This is a genomic window from Limnoraphis robusta BA-68 BA1, from assembly GCF_034932365.1.
In the GTDB taxonomy this organism is placed as follows: domain Bacteria; phylum Cyanobacteriota; class Cyanobacteriia; order Cyanobacteriales; family Microcoleaceae; genus Capilliphycus; species Capilliphycus robustus.
This window is the reverse complement of sequence record NZ_JAYGHR010000078.1, coordinates 70,689-90,327: the sequence shown is the minus strand read 5'-3', so window position 1 is coordinate 90,327 and position 19,639 is coordinate 70,689. Positions and strand designations below refer to the sequence as shown.

The 19,639-nt window shown below is 40.9% G+C and carries 13 protein-coding genes and 2 pseudogenes; 10 read left to right on the top strand and 5 right to left on the bottom strand.

From position 1 onward, the window contains the following. Positions 1 to 199 precede the first annotated feature (199 nt). Positions 200 to 596: pseudogene (gene tnpA, locus VB836_RS23095) on the top strand (IS200/IS605 family transposase); the annotation flags it as partial. Positions 597 to 637: 41 nt separating this feature from the next. Here tnpA and VB836_RS23090 read toward each other — a convergent pair. From VB836_RS23090 to VB836_RS23080, 3 genes are all read right to left on the bottom strand, one after another. Then, on the bottom strand, positions 638 to 1,528 hold the full coding sequence (locus VB836_RS23090) for a phosphatidate cytidylyltransferase (protein ID WP_323222905.1): 891 nt from the start codon (positions 1,526 to 1,528) through the stop codon (positions 638 to 640). A gap of 99 nt (positions 1,529 to 1,627) precedes the next feature. Next, positions 1,628 to 2,230 (bottom strand): precorrin-6Y C5,15-methyltransferase subunit CbiT, encoded by a 603-nt coding sequence (gene cbiT, locus VB836_RS23085; protein ID WP_046279677.1) that lies wholly within the window; start codon positions 2,228 to 2,230, stop codon positions 1,628 to 1,630. A gap of 166 nt (positions 2,231 to 2,396) precedes the next feature. Further along, positions 2,397 to 3,884, bottom strand: coding sequence for an aminotransferase class I/II-fold pyridoxal phosphate-dependent enzyme (locus VB836_RS23080; protein ID WP_323222902.1), 1,488 nt, complete (start codon positions 3,882 to 3,884; stop codon positions 2,397 to 2,399). 104 nt (positions 3,885 to 3,988) lie between these two features. On the opposite strand from VB836_RS23080, the gene VB836_RS23075 reads away from it, so the two are divergent. From VB836_RS23075 to VB836_RS23040, 8 genes and pseudogenes are all read left to right on the top strand, one after another. Then, positions 3,989 to 5,221 carry a peptidase U32 family protein gene (locus tag VB836_RS23075; protein WP_046279675.1) on the top strand — a complete coding sequence of 411 codons (1,233 nt, stop codon included), beginning with the start codon at positions 3,989 to 3,991 and terminating at the stop codon, positions 5,219 to 5,221. A 7-nt stretch (positions 5,222 to 5,228) separates the two neighbouring features. Beyond that, positions 5,229 to 6,407 carry a U32 family peptidase gene (locus VB836_RS23070; protein WP_323222899.1) on the top strand — a complete coding sequence of 393 codons (1,179 nt, stop codon included), beginning with the start codon at positions 5,229 to 5,231 and terminating at the stop codon, positions 6,405 to 6,407. Further along, entirely contained in the window at positions 6,400 to 7,119 is a 720-nt protein-coding gene (locus VB836_RS23065) for a tRNA1(Val) (adenine(37)-N6)-methyltransferase (RefSeq protein ID WP_323222897.1), read from the top strand. The genes VB836_RS23070 and VB836_RS23065 overlap by 8 nt, the downstream gene beginning before the upstream one ends. 3 nt (positions 7,120 to 7,122) lie before the next feature. Beyond that, positions 7,123 to 7,884, top strand: a complete 762-nt coding sequence (gene cmoA / locus VB836_RS23060) for a carboxy-S-adenosyl-L-methionine synthase CmoA (protein ID WP_046279672.1) — start codon at positions 7,123 to 7,125, stop codon at positions 7,882 to 7,884. Positions 7,885 to 8,112: 228 nt separating this feature from the next. Beyond that, the gene (cmoB, locus tag VB836_RS23055; protein WP_323222894.1) at positions 8,113 to 9,111 is read left to right on the top strand and encodes a tRNA 5-methoxyuridine(34)/uridine 5-oxyacetic acid(34) synthase CmoB; all 999 of its coding nucleotides are present in this window, start codon (positions 8,113 to 8,115) and stop codon (positions 9,109 to 9,111) included. Between the two features lie 284 nt (positions 9,112 to 9,395). Beyond that, on the top strand, positions 9,396 to 9,989 hold the full coding sequence (locus VB836_RS23050; protein WP_323222892.1) for a VOC family protein: 594 nt from the start codon (positions 9,396 to 9,398) through the stop codon (positions 9,987 to 9,989). Positions 9,990 to 10,246: 257 nt separating this feature from the next. Beyond that, positions 10,247 to 10,798: pseudogene (locus tag VB836_RS23045) on the top strand (serine/threonine protein kinase); the annotation flags it as partial. Positions 10,799 to 11,116: 318 nt separating this feature from the next. Beyond that, positions 11,117 to 16,915: an AAA family ATPase gene (locus VB836_RS23040; RefSeq protein ID WP_323222889.1), complete on the top strand. Its 5,799-nt coding sequence runs from the start codon at positions 11,117 to 11,119 to the stop codon at positions 16,913 to 16,915. A gap of 70 nt (positions 16,916 to 16,985) precedes the next feature. On the opposite strand, the gene VB836_RS23035 is transcribed toward VB836_RS23040, so the two are convergent. Then, a complete protein-coding gene (locus tag VB836_RS23035; protein ID WP_323222887.1) occupies positions 16,986 to 18,230 on the bottom strand; it encodes a bifunctional sterol desaturase/short chain dehydrogenase in 1,245 nt (414 codons plus the stop codon). 255 nt (positions 18,231 to 18,485) lie between these two features. On the opposite strand from VB836_RS23035, the gene VB836_RS23030 reads away from it, so the two are divergent. Beyond that, a complete protein-coding gene (locus tag VB836_RS23030; RefSeq protein WP_323222884.1) occupies positions 18,486 to 18,836 on the top strand; it encodes a hypothetical protein in 351 nt (116 codons plus the stop codon). A gap of 90 nt (positions 18,837 to 18,926) precedes the next feature. On the opposite strand, the gene VB836_RS23025 is transcribed toward VB836_RS23030, so the two are convergent. Next, positions 18,927 to 19,592 (bottom strand): peptidoglycan-binding domain-containing protein, encoded by a 666-nt coding sequence (locus tag VB836_RS23025; RefSeq protein ID WP_323222881.1) that lies wholly within the window; start codon positions 19,590 to 19,592, stop codon positions 18,927 to 18,929. Positions 19,593 to 19,639 lie beyond the last annotated feature (47 nt).

The window sequence follows — 19,639 nt, the reverse complement described above, 5'->3', positions numbered from 1 at the left end:
AGGATTTTAGTGTTCTAGGGTACTAACTCTCACCTACATGGTCATTCAGTTGTCAAGGTTATATACCTTGCGGCTAATCCCCCTAAAACCAAGTTGGTCTGGTTTCTAGCCAACGAGTCGCACTTCGGAATTGATACCTGGCTTTCACGGAACTCAGCTATAATTGGTCTACTACATGATTATAGCTGAGTCTGCAAAAATGAAAAGAGACTTAAGGCACGAAAGGCATAGCGTTACAGCATTGCTCACCCATTTGGTCTGCGTAACCAAATATCGTCAGCCTGTTTTGACCAATGAAAGGCTGAGAGTAATAGATCAATCTTTCCGAGAAGTGGCTAAAAAAATGAACTTTCAAATATTGGAGTTCAATGGAGAATCAGACCACATTCACGCCATTATTGAGTATCCGCCTAAACTTTCAGTGTCCCAAATTGTTAACACTCTCAAAGGTGTCTCTAGCCGTAGATACGGACAGGCAGGATACCCAAAACCGCATAAAGAAGCTTTGTGGAGTCCTGCCTACTTTGCTTGTTCAGTTGGAGGCGCACCGATTGAAGTGCTGAAAGAGTATATTCAGCAATCTTGAAAAGCCGTCAGTCACGGACGGGGCTTGTATCCCAATTTTTTTGGTCAACCATCAACGAGAAAGTAAGGGTAACAATAACGTGATGAAATAATAAACCAAGGGTGCGGTAAATACATAACTATCGGCCCGATCTAATATTCCACCATGACCCGGAATCAGTTGTCCAGAATCTTTAACTCCCGCATCCCGCTTCATCATCGACTCGGTTAAATCCCCGAGTAAACTGGCAATCCCAATCAATAAACCCAAGGCCCCACCCGACCAAGGAAAACCCGGCCATTGCAGATACCAAGCCCCAGTAATGGCAACTGCGATACTTCCAGTTACGCCAAACACAGCGCCTTCGACGGTTTTTTTGGGACTAATCTCTGAGAGGCGAGTCCGCCCGAAAAACTTACCGACAATATAAGCCCCAATATCCGCCGCCCAAATGCAGAGAAACGCCAGTAAGGTTGCGGTTAATCCCACCGGAAGATTATTCGGATGAGTCAACCACTGATGCCAGTCGAGGTTGAGTTGAGGGTTGATCATCGCGCTACTGACTAACAGTGAAGGGTGTTCAATGCCCACACGCAATCGCACCCAGTAGCTCGGCAAATAACCCCCATAGAATAGTCCTAAAATTGAGGAGGCGATATCAGCAATTGTGGAGAGTTTGGGCTGAAACAATAGGTAAAAACAGATTAGGGTTCCAGCTAGGGCAAACATTGCATCGACTAAATTGGGGGCAAAAGCTGCCGTAATCAGCAAGGCTTGACTCACAACCAAGGTGGTTTTCCCCGCAGGTTCAATTCCCTTTGCCCGGACAAGCTGAAAATATTCGAGTTGACCCAGGTAAATAATAATTCCAAAGCCAATGGTAAAGTACCATCCTCCCCAAAGAATCATTCCGAGAGCGACGGTGATGGCAACAATTCCACTAAAAACGCGAGACCAAGACATAAGGCAGATGATATGGCGTGATGCTGGGTTGAAGGCTTAAACCACTACGCCCCCCAACTTTAAGTATGACGGCATTGAGTAAACAAGTTACAACTTTTCCTAATCGAGTTTTTCGCCGCTTAAAATAAACATGGGATTAATCGCTTCAAAACTTTGACTCCTTCCCCGTCGTTCTAAACGGTTAATGGAAGATTGAACGACTTCTACATTCCGAACTTGTAACTGGGCGAAGCCTTCTGAGATGCCATAGAGACTCTCTAGGTTAGAAGCGGTGGCAACAATTCGACCTCCAGTTTGCAAGTATTTCCAAGCTTCTGTCAAGATGGCTTTGATATCTCGCCCTCCTTCTAGACAAACTCGATGGGGGATGGTTGATAAATCTTTTAGACACTCAGGGGCGCTTCCTTCTACGATTTCTACATTGTGTACTTCAAAGCGATCGCAATTTTGGCGAATTAAACTGGCAACATCTGAGTCTCGTTCAACGGCTACAATTTTACCTTGGGGACACAATAACCCAATTTCGACGGGAATGGTTCCGGTACCGGCGCCAATATCCCATACTACGGAGTCGGCTTGGAGTCGTAGGTGAGATATTAATAATAAGCGAACTTCTCGCTTACTCATCGGAATACCCGGTAAACGTTCAAATAATTCATCGGGAATACCGGGGGTGATATAAGGCCACAGTTGGGAAGGCATTTGAAGTTAGGTTAGAGGTTACAGGGGACAGGGCAAAGTTTGCAATCTTAGGAACTTTGCAACAGAGGGAATAGGCAAGAGGAAAAAACGGTTAACGGGTAGGGGTGGCTTCATGAATGACCCCTACAATAGTGGTGACTGAGAATTTGACGGTGAGGGTATTTGTTTAAGAATAGGGGTAATTGTTTGATTTGGGTTGGGGTTGGCAGATTTTTAGGGTTTCCAGAGTCGGATCGCTACATCCGGTAATAATTCCACCTTGAGCTAAAATATTTTGTAAATAGGTAATTGCCTCTAGAGTAATTTGTTCACCGGGCATTAAAATCGGAATTCCGGGTGGATAGGGACAGATGATTTCAGCGCTAATACAACCCACACAATCTTGAACGCTTCGCCTCTGACTTGCCGCCTCAAAGGCTTCCCGAGGTGAAAGTTGCATCGCAGGTAAAAACCCAGGCGGAAGTGGAAATTCACGGTTTAGAGGTTGAGATTTGCCCATTGTAGATAGTTGAGTGAAAGCGTTCACCAGTTGTTCAATATTGGCTTCTGTATTGCCCAAACTTATAATAAACGTTAAATGCTTTAAACTGGGTAACTCGGCTGTAACTTTGAATTGTTGATGTAAAATCTCGTCGGCTTGATACCCTGTTAATCCCAAATCTGAAATTTTAATCGTCAGGCGAGTGGGGTCTAATTCGGTAAAGGATGTTTGTTTGCTTTTGGGGAATTCGAGAACGGAAATTTTCGGGATTTTATCTAATAATATTCTCGCTTTTGCTGCTAAGTTTAACGTTTGTTCCATTAAAAATCGCCCTTGAGTTGCCATCTGTTGACGAGCGGCATCAAGAGAGGCTAATAATAAATAATTCGGACTACTAGATTGTACCATTTGTAAGGCTTGGTTTAAGCGATTTCGATTAATTTTATTTCCTTGAACGTGTAACATTGAAGCTTGTGTCATTGCGCCTAATACTTTATGAATAGACTGTACAACTAAATCTGCACCTGCGGTTAATGCGGCGATGGGAAAGTCTGGATGAAAGTGAAAATGGGGGCCGTGTGCTTCATCAACGAGTAGGGGAATATTGTATTGATGAGTGATTGCAGCAAGTTGTTTTATCTCTCCACAAATGCCGTGATAGGTGGGATAAACTGCAAGAACGGCTTTGACATCGGAATGTTGATTTAGGGCGGCTTTAAGAGCGTCAGTCGTAATACTATAAGCGAGATCCCAATGAGTATCATATTCGGGTTGAATAAAGATAGGAATTGCCCCGGATAAGATTAACCCAGAAATCACAGATTGATGTACATTTCGCGGTACAATAATTTGATCGCCTGTTCGACACGTTGCTAAAATTGCCGCAATAATTCCGCTTGTTGAACCATTGACTAAAAACCAAGTTTGTTCAGCCCCAAATGCCTCGGCAGCGAGTTCTTGTGCTTCTTTAATAACGCCTTCGGGTGCAAATAAATTATCTAATTCGGGTAATTCGGGTAAGTCTGCGCGAAAGACTTTTGAACCCAAAACAGTCTGCAAAAGAGGGTTTATTCCCTGTCCTTGTTTATGTCCGGGTGCATAAAAAGCAGCGTGAGGACGGTTTGCTAGGGTTTGTAGTGCTTCGACTAAAGGGGCTTTTGTTTGGTCTAACATTATTTATGCAATCATTTCTAGATAAACTCGCCCGACTGGTTAGAGAATCGATTAAAATATATTGTAGAACAAATTGAACCCATTGGAGTTAACAAAAAATAAAAATGATCACAAAATGGAAACCTGAACTCCTAGCCCCAGCGAAAAATCTAGAACGATTAAAAGTTGCCATTCTTTATGGTGCAGATGCGGTTTATGTGGGCGGACAGAACTACGGTTTACGGGCGCGGGCCGATAATTTTACGGATTATGATTTGCAACAGGGGGCAGAATTTGCTCATCAGTATAACGCTCAACTTTATGTGACTTTAAATGCCTTTTTGCATGATGCCGATTTTGACGGTTTAGGAGACTATTGTCAGTTTCTCGAATCGATTGGAATTGATGCGGTCATTGTTTCAGATTTAGGAGTTTTACGAGTGGTTCGCAAGAGTTCTAACCTGAATATTCATCTTTCAACCCAAGCCTCTTGTTTGAATTCTTCCGCCGCAGAACTTTGGAAACAATTTGGCGTTAAACGTTTAATTGTTGGCCGAGAATTGAGTATTGCAGAAACAGGTTTAATCGGAGAAAAATGCGGGATTGATGTTGAAATGTTTATTCATGGGGCGATGTGTATGGCTTATTCGGGTCACTGCACGATTTCTAATTTTACCGCAGGTCGAGATTCTAATCGAGGTGGTTGTATACAATCTTGTCGATTACCTTATAAACTTGAAAATCAAGAGGAAAATCCGATCACGTTTATGTCTTCAAAAGATTTGTGGGGAGTTCATCAAATCGCCGAGTTTTTTCAACATAAAATTTGTTCTTTGAAAATAGAAGGACGCATGAAGTCTTCTTTTTATGTTGCGATGACGTGTAAAGCCTATCGACAACTGATTGATGCTTATGTTGAGGGAACAGTAACACCGGAATTAATTGATAAAATTGCGAAAAATTTAGAATCAATTCCTCATCGGGATTATTCTTCGGGTTCCTTAGAAAATCCGGCTGATAGTGATTCTGTATTTGGTCAATTGTCGGGAAATAATCGCGGAACTCACGAATATTTGGGGATTGTTATTGATACAACACCTAATTATTTGGCAATTCAGTTACTAGAACCTTTAGCAGTGGGAGATGAAATTGACATTATTCCACCGCAAGGAGAGATTATTAACTGGAAAATCACTCAACTGTTTTCAGTCACAGGGGAACGTTTAAACAGCATCCAAAAAGATAGTGTTGTCTGTATTCCGAGGGTTAATATTCTACAGAATATTACAAAATTAACGGTCATTCGACTCGCCCAACAAAATACCCTTGTTCAAGCTGAATTAGTCACTTATTCTTAGATTTTTAATGCAATTTAACACCTTTGTCTCATCTATTGCTGATTTAGAACGGTGTGTTCATGCGCCGAATTTACAAGAGGTTTTACTTGAACCTTTACTATTAGCGCGTCAAGGTAAACTTTCGCTTGAAACTGTAGAATTTCTCGCCTCGGAAGCGGTTAACCGTTCACTGCATCCGGTGTTAGTTTGGGATATTTTAATGACAGAACAGATGATGATAGAAATCTGTCAAAAACTTACCCCAGTTAATTTTAACATCTTTTCAGCAATTCGAGTTTGTGATCCGGGTGCGGCTTGGTGGGTGAAAACCCATTTTCCGAAGCTTAAAATACAGCTTATTGTAGAAACGGGAAATCATAATTTTGAAGCGTTACTCGGCTGGTGTGAAGTTCTTTCTGGTTCCCTAGAACGGTTAATTTTATCGATAGAACTTCCCGAACAACAACTGATAGAATATTGTCAAAAGCTTCCTGTTGCTTGTGAAATTTTAGGGGTGGGGCGAATTTTGCTGTTTTATTCTCCTCGTTCTCTGTTAGCACAACATTTATCGGTTAACAGTTCAGAAGAAGTTCGTTATATCGAAACAACTGTTGCATCTGAAGAAACTCAAAATAGACCTTTTCCAACGTTAGAAACGGTACATGGTACGTTGATGTTTTTGGATAAGGATCAGTTTATTTTAGATCAGTTAGCCTCCTTAGAAAAAGCCGGGTTAAAGACGGTTCGTTTAGACTTAAGACATTTAAGCCAAGCTGATAATGTTGCAGTAAATATCGATAATATTTGTCAGCAAATCTTAGAAAACCCAACAACACTAAAAACTCAATGGCCTAAACCTATTCGCGCACCTTTTTTTAAAGCGAACCGCACGACTTCTATTTTTCATCGCATGAAGTCAAAGGCGAAATTGTCTGAATATCGCAATGAAATAGGGCTGGCAGAAATTGTAGCGGTGGAAAGCAAAACTGCTGTTATTTTTTATGCGTTACAACCCTTTGAGTTTTCACAAGTTCATGCTTTAATTTTGCCAACAGGTGAAGAACGAGAACTTCCAGAGGAACTAGAATTTCGCAATTTAAAAGCGGAAGTAATAACAAAATGCGACGGCGAACAAATTTTGATTACAAATTGGTTTAAAAAAGCCATGCCAGGTGCTGTACTTTTAGGTAAAATAGAGAATGGCTAGATGTTCAAATCCTTATTTTAAGTTTAAACAGTTTACGATTTTTCAAGATCGTTGTGCGATGAAAGTGGGAACCGATGGTGTACTTTTAGGCGCCTGGACAGAGGTTGAAAAGACTGAGAATATATTAGATATTGGTACAGGGACGGGTTTGATAGCGTTAATGCTGGCGCAACGTTCAATGGCGAAAATAGACGCAGTAGAAATTGATGAACGTTCATGTATTCAAGCGAAAGAAAATGTTGCATTATCACCTTGGAAAGAACGAGTTAAAATCTATCATCTTTCTATTCAGGACTATACAAACTGTTGTTCAATGCGATATAATTTAATTATCTCAAATCCTCCTTTTTTTGAGAATGCCTCTAAAGCCTCTAAACCAGCGAGAACAGTGGCGCGACATACGGATCTTTTGTCACCGATAGATTTATTAAACGTCGCCAAACAGCTTTTAAAAGAGGATGGACGGTTAGCGGTTATTTATCCCACCGAAGCGGCGAACAGTTTTCAAAAGATGGCTCAAAAACTGGGTCTTTTTTGTAATAAAAAGCTGTTTGTTAAACCGACTCCGACAAGTTCAGTCAAGCGAATTTTAATGGAATTTAGTCTCAACTCAAACAACTATGCAGAAAATACTCTAACAATTGAAACTGATAGACATATTTACACACAAGAGTTCATTGATTTAGTTAAAGATTTTTATCTCAAGTATTAAAAAATGAGCGATTTATTCAATACTGAACTCTATTTTAGTTCCGAAAAAGACGAACTTTTTGAGAAAGGAACCTGGCCAAAACCTTTTGTATTTAATGAAGAAGTGGTGCGGGTTTTTGATGATATGGTGTCTCGTTCCGTTCCTCTGTATCGAGAGGTGGTTGCTTGTGCGGCGCATTGGAGTTTAGCCTATTATCAAGAGGGAACAAAAGTGATTGATATTGGTTGTTCAACAGGAACTTTTTTAGAATTACTCGGACGTTTTCTGAAGCAACCTGCAACCTTAGTGGGGATAGATAGTTCTCAAGCGATGTTAGAAAAAGCCTCAGCAAAGTTAGCTGAAATCTCTAAAATTCATCAAATTGAACTAATTTGTAATCAAGCCGAAAACTGTTCTTTTCATCAAAGTAGTGTTGTTGTAATGAACTATACATTACAGTTTTTACCCCTACATCAACGTCAAAAGTTACTGCGAAAAATCTATGAAGGTTTAGTTCCGGGTGGCTTGTTCTTTCTCAGTGAAAAAATTCGATCAGCTTCTCCCCTATTTCAAGAAACAATTACCCGACACTATGAAGCCTTTAAAACTCGTAATGGTTACGCCAAAAATGAAATTGAACGGAAGAAAGAAGCACTCGAAAACGTCTTAATTCCGTTAACTGAAAATGAACAAATTGCCATGTTACAGGAAAGTGGTTTTGAACAGGTTGACTCTATTATTAAACTGCATAACTTTATTTCATTTGTGGCTTTAAAATCGGCCTAGTTTCTGCGTTAACCTAAAACATCTTAATTTCTCATACTCAGGGGTAAACTCGTTATTTTTCTGAATTCTGTCTACAGGATTTACTTTTTGATTAATTTTGTTGAGTTTGATAGCAGCCAGGCTAATTTAACCACCAAGACACCAAGAACACAAAGAAGTTGTAAACAGGCTCCCTGCTGATTGCTATAGATGTCAACTTAAGCTACTCTAAGATAGATGAATCTGTAAATGTATCGATCTAAAATGTTAGATGAAAATATTGGCTATGTTGCGCCTGACTATCTTGAAGAATACAGTGATCTGATTGAACGGGAAACAATTTTAGACATTCGTCAAAAACGAGAAATACAACGATTTGACGCTAAAAATAAGCCCTATTATCAAGCGGTTAAAGCGGTTAGAGATATTCAAACCAATACGTTTAACTTTGCAGATTCTGTGGTGAAAATTGGTGAAGCGGATGAACTCTCTTCCGAAGAACAGCAACGATTTTATCAAACTCTAAAAACGTTCTGTCCCTGGAAAAAAGGGCCGTTTGAACTGTTTGGAACTTTGATTGATGCCGAATGGCGTTCGGATTGGAAATGGCAGCGAATTTTACCCCATATTCAATCTTTAACAGATAAAAAAATCGCTGATATTGGCTGTCATAATGGTTATTTTATGTTGCGGATGGCGCATCAAAACCCTGCTTGTGTAATTGGGTTTGAACCCTATGCTAAACATTTCTGGAATTTTCAATTATTTCAGAATATTGTTCAACAGGAAATGCTTCATTTTGAACTTTTAGGTGTCGAACATATTGACCTTTATCCTGATTTTTTTGATACAATTTTCTGTTTAGGGATTTTGTATCATCATACTGATCCTGTGGGTTTACTGCGAAAACTGCATAAATCTCTGAAAAAACACGGAGAAATTATTATAGATTGTCAGGGAATACCGGGAGATTTACCTGTTGCACTCACCCCTGAAAAACGTTATGCACAGGCGCGAGGAATTTGGTTTTTGCCCACTCAATTAGCACTCGAAAATTGGATCAATCGGGCAGGTTTTACGAACGTCAATTGTTTTTTTGCTGAACCGCTTTCAACCCAAGAACAACGCCGCACAAGTTGGGCAAATATTGAGAGTTTATCGGAATTTCTAGCTCCAGAAAATCCTTCATTAACGATAGAAGGTTATCCCGCACCTTGGCGTTATTATGTGATTGCTCACAAAGATTAACTCAGTGGGAATCAACGACTTTATCCCCAATTTGTTTGTCACAGTAGCGCTATAATAAAGGAAACGATCAGTTCAGTCATGGCTACTATTGATATGACCCTCCCTCTCTGGGGTCTAGTAATTTTTTAAGTTACCAAGATCCTCGATAGGCGAGAACTTCGTTGTATGGCTCCCCAAACCCGACGTATTTGGATAACTTTTTGTTAACATTAGAATTAGCCAGACATTGGGACGTTAGTCTCTGCCAACCCCACTGTTGAGTCTAGTTTACATTTATATCATTCATGCTAGCTATTGATCTGATTGATTTTTCTCTACCCCATTTCCCCTTGAGTGCCTTTTTCCCTGCACTTGACAGTATCTTCTCGACTCAAGGTGTAATGGTGATGCTGCTTGCCGCCTATGCTGGGGCTATGTGGATGTTTCTCACCAGTGCGCCGAAAGTACATACCATTATGGTGAGCGATCTGAATGTTGCCCGACAGTTCTATGAAGGCTTGCTCGATATGCCCGTTGCAGATGTTCCCCTGCACTATTATTACAACTATGAGCAAACACTAGGAGCAACAGGAATTGATCCCCTCTATATGTCTACAAGCGTGGCGACTCCTTCGAGGAGTTCTTCGGAGTTGGGTACTTCTGAGGGTTTATGGTATCAATTAATGAAAAATACTCAGTTACACATCATTAGTGGTGCAAGTTATGGCCCGAAAAACCGTCATCGTCATGTTTGTTTCGATCACGACTGTTTAGAACAAATCTTAATGCGAGTACAAACACGCGGAGTAAAATTTAAAATTCGCAGTGAAAAACCCCTTAATTTTCTAGTCAAAGATTTAGACGGACGTGTTGTAGAAATGTCAGAAGTCAAGAATTAGAACAAAAATTTAATACCCAATCAGAAATAGAGAAAGCCAATTAGGATTCACTGATCACTAATTGGCTTATTTGTTATTTTCTCGTCTTTACTTAAAAAAAAACCCTCAAATTGTTCAGTTAAAAGCTCAAAAATCAATGCAACTGGAAACCTTTGTATAATGGAAGTCAGAGCAGATTCGTTGTACAGTATCGCAACGAGGGAAAATTTTTGGGCTTAAAAGAAAGATTTTTCGCAGGTTGATCGGAGGGGTTGAGCATGAATACCGTTAATATCGATTTACCAGGCTATCGGATTATCAATCAGCTCTATGCTGGGTCAGGTACCCTGGTCTATCGAGGGATTCGTGAAACCGATCAGTATCCCGTCGTCCTCAAACTGCTGCCAGAGGAATACCCAAGCTTTGCAGAATTAGTCCGATTTCGCAACCAGTACGTGATTGCTCAAAATCTGGCGCTACCCACTGTGGTTAAACCCTTAGCGTTAGAGCGGTATCGTCAGAGCTATACCCTAATTATGGAAGATGTGGGCGGTATTTCCCTGGCAGATTACCTCAAACCAACAACAGCAAATCCTGATCATCACTTAACCCCCCTATCGATTGTCGATTTTCTTAACATTGGGCTGCAACTGACAGAAACGCTCTCCGGGCTGCATCGTTGTCGGGTGATTCATAAAGATATTAAACCTGCCAATATTTTGATTCAACCCGAAACTCAACGTGATTTTTATTCTTTAGGTGTGACGTTTTACGAATTACTCACCGGGGAATTGCCTTTTCAATTCAATGATCCGATGGAGTTGGTGCATTTTCAAGAAACGGGTGAGATAGAAGACTTTGAAATTGGGCGACGGGATTTGTGCGATCGCTTGATCATCTTAATAGCCGATACATTTTTATTGACAACGAAACCCCTAGTACAAGAAACAGGGTTAGGGTTAGCAATCCCAGGTCAAATTGTAGTTGAAAAGAATCGGGGAACGATTCACGTCAACTCTAGACTGGGAGAAGGAACAGAATTTGTGATCACTTGACCTAGTAAAGCCGAAATAAAAAGTTAATTTATTGGTAAAATTCAAATCATTAAAACAACAGACTTCCTGCTCAACTCTCAATCAACTCTGACTATGAATAACTCCAACTCTCAAACAACTGTTAATATTCCTAACTATGAAATTACCGAAACCGTTTATTTAGGGAGTCGAACATTAGTTTATCGAGCCGTCCGTATTGATGACAAATTCCCTGTAGTCATTAAGCTTCTAAAACGGCAATATCCCACTTTTAGTGAACTGGTGCAATTTCGGAATCAGTATACCATTGCCAAAAATTTAGAGATTCCAGGTATTATCAAACCCTACAACTTAGAACCCTACCAAAATGGCTATGCTTTGGTGATGGAAGATTTTGGTGGCATTTCTTTGGAGCGATTTACCCTGGAAAAACCACTGACATTAGAGCAATTTCTCTTGATTGCTATTCAACTCGCAGATACCCTACAGCAGTTGCATCAATATGGGGTGATTCATAAAGATATTAAACCTGCCAATATTCTCATTCAAGCCGAAACCCTAGAAGTCAAGCTGATAGATTTCAGTATTTCCTCGCTGCTACCCAAAGAAACCCCAGAAATCGAAAATCCTAACGTCCTAGAAGGGACTTTAGCCTATCTTTCCCCCGAACAAACTGGCAGAATGAACCGGGGAATTGACTACCGCAGCGATTTTTATTCTTTAGGTGTAACGTTTTATGAATTACTCATAAGAGAATTGCCTTTTCAATCTAGTGATCCGATGGAGTTAGTACATTATCATATTGCCAAAGCATCACCCTTAGTCCATGAAATTAATTCAAAAATTCCATCTGTCTTATCAGAAATCATCGAAAAATTGATGGCAAAAAATGCCGAAGATCGCTATCAAAGTGCATTGGGACTGAAATATGATTTAGAAAAATGTTTAACTGAACTTCAAAAAACGGGTGAGATTGAATCTTTTGAAATCGGGCGACGGGATCTGTGCGATCGCTTGATCATCCCCGACAAACTCTATGGACGAGAAACCTCAGTAAAAACCCTCCTGCAAGCCTTTGAAAGAGTCAGTAATCCCCCAGAAGGAAGAGGAGAACTCATGCTAGTCGCTGGTTTTTCTGGGATTGGAAAAACAGCCGTAGTCAACGAAGTTCATAAACCGATTGTCAGGAAACTGGGTTATTTTATCAAAGGAAAATATGACCAATTTCAACGAAATATTCCCTTCAGTGCATTTGTGCAAGCCTTTCGAGATTTAATGGAGCAATTATTAACAGAAAGCGAGACTAAAATCCAGCAATGGAAAAGCAAAATATTAGAAGCCATTGGGGAAAATGGACAAGTGATTATTGAAGTCATCCCCGAATTAGAAAGAATTATGGGTGAACAACCGCCCGCTATAGAATTATCAGGAACGGCAGCACAAAATCGATTTAATTTATTATTTCAAAAATTTACTCAAGTTTTTACGACGGCTGAACATCCATTAGTGATATTTTTAGATGATTTGCAATGGGCTGATTCAGCCTCGCTGAAGTTAATGCAGTTATTAATGGCTGATACCGGACATCTTTTTTTAATAGGGGCCTATCGGGATAACGAAGTGAATCCAGCCCATCCGTTAATGTTAACTTTAAGTGAAATCGAAAAAACTGCCGCCATTCATACCATTACGTTAAAACCCTTAAGTCAAAGGCAAATCAATCAGTTAGTAGCTGATACCCTGAAATGTACAGAAAAATTTGCATTGCCGCTTTCTGAATTGGTTTATAAAAAAACTCAAGGAAATCCATTTTTTGCCACGCAATTTTTGAAAGCATTATATCAAGATGGGCTAATCAAGTTCAATTTAGTAGAGGGATGTTGGCAATGTGATCTTCCCCAGATCAATCAACAAGCACTGACAGATGATGTCGTTGAATTTATGGCGTTGCAGTTGCAGAAGTTGCCAGAAGTAACCCAAAATGTACTCAAGTTAGCGGCTTGTATTGGAAATCAATTTGATTTAGCAACCTTAGCCATTGTTTCAGAACACTCAGAAATAGAAACCGCCGCAAGTTTATGGAAAGCCTTGCAAGAAGGGTTAATTTTGCCCCAAAGTGAAGTTTATAAGTTTTATGTTGGGGAAGTCAATCAAGCGGTTTCTCAAGAACATTCACAGATTGTTAGTTATAAATTCCTTCACGATCGCGTTCAACAAGCTGCCTATTCTTTGATTCCCAGCGATGAGAAACAACCCGTTCACCTGAAGATTGGACAATTACTTAGGAATAACATACCAGAAACTCACCTCGAAGACCGCATTTTTGAAATCGTTAGTCAACTGAATATAGCCGTTGAATTAATTACCCAATTGACCGAACGTCAGGAACTAGCACAGTTTAACTTGATGGCAAGTCGCAAGGCAAAAGCGGCTACTGCATATCTCGCTGCCCTGAAATATGCTAAACTGGGTATTAATTTACTAGCTGAAAACTGTTGGCAAACTCAGTATGAATTGACTCTAACACTGCATCAAATCGCCACGGAAGCGGCTTATTTGGGCGGTGATTTAGAGCAGATGGAGACGTTGGGAAATAAGATCCTCAACCATGCGAAAACCCCATTCGATCAAGTCAGGGTTTATCAGGTGAAAATTGAGGCTTTAACGGCTCAGGGTCAGTTCACAGAAGCGATCGCCACAGCACTCGCTATCTTACAACAATTAGGCGTAGAACTGCCTGCAACACCCAGTCCTGAAGATGTAGAAACAGCCTTTAAAACCGTCTCAGATGCGATCGCTGGACGCTCACCGAACGAATTACTAAATTTACCCCAAGCAACGGATGTGAATATTTTAGCAGCCGCTCGCATTTTGACATCTGCCGCACCCGTCGCTTATTTATCAGAACCGCAATTGTATTTACTGGTGGTTTTAAAAAAGGTTTATTTATCTGTTGTTTATGGTAATGAGTCAACTTCCCCCTTTGCTTATGCTTCTTATGGGATATTGATGTGTGGTGTAATTAGAAATGTTGAATTAGGGTATGAATTCGGTCAGTTAGCCCTTGATCTGCTATCACATTATCCAAATTCAGAATTAAAAGGGAAAACATTATTACTCGTTTATGTATACACCCGCCATTGGAAAATACACCTGCGCGAAACCTTAAATCCCTTACAAAATGCCTATTGTACTTGTTTAGACTTAGGGGATTTAGCTTTTGCGGGTTATTCCGCGTGGATCTACAGTTTAAACGCCTATTTTTCGGGCGAAAATTTACCACAACTGGAATCGGAAATTAGCCGATATTGTGAAGCGCTCAATCAGCTTCGACAAACTGTAACTCTGACTTATTCTCAGTTGACTCAACAAATTCTGCTCAATTTAATGGGAGAGAGAGATAACGTACTGCTGTTGAGCGGTACTGCTTACAATGAACAGCATCAACTTCCTTTACATGAAACATCGGGCGATCGCACGGGATTAGGATTGTTCTGGATTAATAAATTGGTTGTTTCCTATCTGTTTTCAGACTTTGAAGGAGCCGTAGAACAGGTAGAGAAAGCTAAACAATATTTAGATGCTCTACTTGCTTTTGTCTATGTACCCATCTTTCATTTCTATGAGTCTTTAGCCTATTTAGCGGTGTTGGGAAACTGTTCAAGCCTGCAACAGCAACAGATGAACGAAAGCATCGCGAATAACCAAGAAAAACTCAAAGACTGGGCAACTTACGCGCCCATGAATTTTCAACATAAATTTGATTTAGTAGAAGCGGAACGTTATCGAGTTTTGGGTCAGAAAACAGAAGCTATCGAATATTATGATCGCGCTATTTCTGGAGCCAAAGAAAACGGTTTTATCCAAGAAGAAGCGCTGGCGAATGAACTCGCCGCTAAATTCTACCTCGACTGGGGTAAAGAAAAGGTCGCTCAAGTTTATATCCAAGAAGCATATTATTGTTATACTCGTTGGGGCGCGAAAGCCAAAGTGATTGATTTAGAACAACGTTATCCCCAACTCCTCACCCCCCTGAAGCAGCAGCGTCATTCCCCTTTTTCGATCAAAGAAACCATCACTGCATCGCTTACAGCTATTGCGACGAGTTCTTCATGCAGCATCTCGGATTCCTTCGATCTAGCGGCTATTTTGAAAGCTTCCCAAACCCTTTCGAGGGAGATCGAATTAGACAAACTGCTCTCTACTCTGCTGCAAGTGGTGATCGAAAATGCCGGAGCCGATAAAGCTGTGTTGATTTTATCAGAAGAACAGGGTTTGATGGTTCAAGCTGTCTCTGGCATTGATTGTTGTCCAGTTTTATCGCTTCCTCATCCGGTTGAAGACAGCCAAGAGTTACCCACTCGCTTAATTTACACGGTTCAACGCAGCCTGAAACCCGTTGTGATCTTTGATGCCAGGATAGATCCGCAGTTTATTAATGATGCTTACATTCAGAAGCACCTCTTAAAGAGTATTCTGTGCAGCCCAATTTTGCATCAGGGCAAGCTGATCGGTATGGTGTATCTAGAGAACAACTTAGCAACAGGTGCATTTACGAGCGATCGCGTTAAAATCCTCAACATACTTTGCGCCCAAGCTGCAATTTCTCTAGAAAATGCTCGTTTATATACTCAAGCCCAAGAAAAATCCCAGGCATTAGAACAAAGTGAAAAACGCTATCGTTTTCTAGCAACTGCAACCTCTCAAATGATTTGGTTAGCTAATGTTTCAGGAGAGAACACCAATACAGTCCACTGGATGGAATATACAGGACAAACGGAAGAAGAAGTCCAAGGAACCGGATGGCTGAATGCCATTCATCCTGATGATATTTCACACACCGTTCAAGACTGGACTCATGCCATTGAAACAAAAAGTATTTATCAGACGGAGTATCGCATTCGAGGTGCAGATGGAAACTATCGTTATTTTGCGGTTCGAGGGGTGCCACTCCTGGCAGAAGATGGCAGTATTTATGAATGGATTGGCACTTGTACTGACATTGATGATCGCAAAAAAGCAGAAGCGGCTGTTCAACAAAAATCCCAAGAATTAGAAAAAGCATTGCAGGATTTACAACAAGCTCAATTACAAATTGTTCAAAGTGAGAAAATGTCAGCCTTGGGCAATTTAGTTGCGGGTGTTGCCCATGAGATGAATAATCCTTTGGGCTTTATTTTTGCTAGTCTCAAACAGGCTCAACCGACTATTGCTGCTCTTGTTGAACACTTGAAACTCTATCAAAAATCTCTACCAAATCCCAGTGATGAAATCCAAGAACACGCCGAAAAAATTGACTTAGATTATAGCTTAGAAGATTTACCCAAGATGCTCGATTCAATGTTGATCGCTTGTGACCGATTAAAAAATATTAGCACCAGTTTAAGAACATTTTCTCGGGCTGATAAGGATTATAAAGTGCCATTCAATATTCACGAAGGGATCGATAGTACACTTTTAATTCTCAAGCATCGCCTCAAAGCTAACGATAAACGTCCCGGAATGGAAGTGGTCACAGACTATGGTAACTTACCGAAAGTCGAGTGTTTTCCTGGGCAATTAAATCAGGTGTTTATGAATATTTTGTCTAATGCGATTGATGCGTTGGATGAGTCGAATATTGGGCGAAGTTTTGCTGAAATTCAAGCAAATCCTAACCTAATTATTATTAAAACATCAGTCGAAAATGAAAATGTTAAAATTATCATTACTGATAATGGGCATGGGATCAATGAAGCCGTAAAACCCAAAATATTTGATCACTTGTTTACAACGAAAGCCGTCGGAAAAGGTACAGGCTTAGGATTAGCGATCGCACGTCAAATTGTCGTCGAAAAACACAAAGGTTTAATCTCTGTTAATTCGACTTTAGGTCACGGAACTAAATTTGAGATTACACTTCCTATTAAATAAACAGGCAATCTTGCAATAGGTAACAGTTTTTCAGTGATCAGTCTCCCTATCTCCCTATCTCCCCATCTCCTCATTCAGAGGTTCGGTTCGTCGAAACAGGTTTCTGACTAAAGAGTTTGAAATAGATGGAAACAAAAAACTCTTTAATCGGAAAGGCAAGAAAAGTAATCGGATTAATGGTTACAATGATTGTTCTAATATCAGAACGGGCTTGTTTAACAATCTGTTTGGCAACCCAATCAGGCGACATCACTCCAATCGGATTTAGATTACTTTTAAATGGCCCTAATATTAATTTCCGAATGACGCAGGGCGCATCTAAACGTCTCAGTGTAATTAAATCTCCTAACGTTCGTTTACTAAGTTCATACAACGGACTCAACGCTGGACTGACTTCTGCTTCTGAGGTATTCACCCAGACTTCTTTTTTGGCTTTGTCTGCGTTCGTTTGAACGGTTGAAAGAAATAATTCTAGTAACCGCCAACTGGAAAAAGCATTGACTTCATAGGATTGGGAAATCGCTTCTGGGGTGCGTTCTCCGTGAACGTTAATCCCATGATTTAAAATCAGAATATCGACTTTTTCAAGTAACTCTTTAAGTTGATTTTCTTCTCCAATTTTCCAGGTTATAGTTTTGACCGGAAATTCTTCGCCCTTGACATTGAGAGTCACCGTTTCATCTCTAGAAGTCAGGGCGATAATTTTGGCTTCTGCTTGATGAAGTTGTAACAAAAGCGATCGCCCTAATGTTCCAGAAGCGCCTGTGACTGCAATTGTTTTACCTTTGAGAGAAAGTGCTGTTCCCATCAGTTTATCTACAAATGTCAGGGTACCGCAAAAATAGGCGTTTTGGTTGTCAAAGTGATGTCGCCAGTGATAGGGACGGTTAACAAACCAGTGAGAAGGCGGACTCAAAAATTGTCCGGGAAGATGAGTAATATCTGTTAATTGATCGACTTTGGGAATACCCATTCCTCGGGCGATCGCCGGAAACAAAAAACTCAGGCTATACACACAACCAATGATCGCAAACCCAAGATGTTCAGGGGCGAAATAATGGGCGATGATTCCAAATATTAAGCTAAATGTTAGCATGGCGATCGCTTCGGGTACGTCGTGATACCAGTTTCCCTGGCGATATATTTGGTCACTGACAACGGTATAATCTGGACGAAATACCCGATGATGCCAAACGTGCCAACGGTAGAGGGGCGACCAAATGTGAGACAGGACGTGGTAAAAATCTCTCACCAGTTCGGCTCCTAGTACAGTACCCAGTCCCCAAGCGATATGTCCGATCCAAAGATTAATCATAAACCGATTACCCGTTAATTTTTCTCATATTGAGTTGGTCTGTTGAGTGAGCCTCTGTGCAGTCGTTGAGAACTCTATGACGGTTTCAATCTACCTCTAGTCAAGAGATATAGACATTTTAAGACTTCTACCCCTTCTCTACTCAATAGCAGGAGCCAGCCGTGAAAAAATTAAGATTCGATTCATATTTACATAAAATTTGATAATATTTTACATAACGACGAAAAATTATCATACAGCTATTCGGAGTATTAGATGGCAGGACTATTTGGTTTATTTGGTAAAAAGTCTGAAAATACTGAATCTGGGGCTTTCTACCTGGATTCTGACGATGCCAAAACCTTTGGCAATGTTGAATTCATGCGTAAGCAGCAAGAGGTCAAGAAGAGCTTCCCCAAGATGTCCGGTGGACAGCCCTTTAAGGTCTCTGATTCTATGACGAAAGCGGCGATGGAGATGTCGAAACCTGCTTCTAATGGCAACGCTTCTACTCCTTCATCTTCCTCTTCCTCTTCTTTTTCCGCTCCCACCCCATCTACAGAGCGCCGGCGTCCTGACACGAAGATGGACGAGTTCCTCAAAATGGCTCGGGACATGAAAAAATAGTTCGCTTAACGGTTTTTGAAAACGAAATCTAACTGAAAAAACCCTACATCTATAATAGGTGTAGGGTTTTTTGATGGGCTTTAAAGGAGATTAATAAATACCCATTGCACGCAGGGTTCTCGGGCCTGCAACACCATCGGCGTGTAAGCCGTAGTCACGCTGGAAAGCTTTCACAGCATGGGCAGTAATTTTGCCGTAGTAGCCAGTAGAATTGGCATGGAAGTAGCCATAGTTAGCTAACTTATTTTGCAGCTTGACAACCTTGTAGCCGCTAGAACCATGACTCAGGCTAGAGCCATAGGATTTGTGATGGCTGGCCTGCTTGTAGCTAGGCTTGTGATGGCTAGGCTTGTAGCAGGAGCTACTATAGCAGTTCAAACCCAGCGCAGCAGCCGTGCTAGGGCCAACTATACCATCAGCGTGTAAACCTTGGCTATACTGAAATGCTTTAACCGCGTGCTTGGTATGCTTGCCGTAGTAGCCAGTGGCGTTGTAATGGAAGTAGCCGTAGTAAGCCAGCTTGTGCTGAACCGCTTTGACATCAGAACCGCGATCACCATAGTACAGTGCGGCGTTGGCAGGTTGACTGGCACTAACGACAGCAGCGCCAATCGCCAGAGAGACAATGGGTAGCCAGCAAGCACCAGATACTTTATTCCAGTTTAGACCCCGGAATAGAACGAGGCTCCCGTCAACATTGGACTGACGAGGTGATTCAAAAGCGGAGACTAAGTGAGTAAAAGCTAGGTTATCCATGAAATCCTCTGCAAGCTCGTTAAAGTATTTCTTCAGGGGTTAATCCT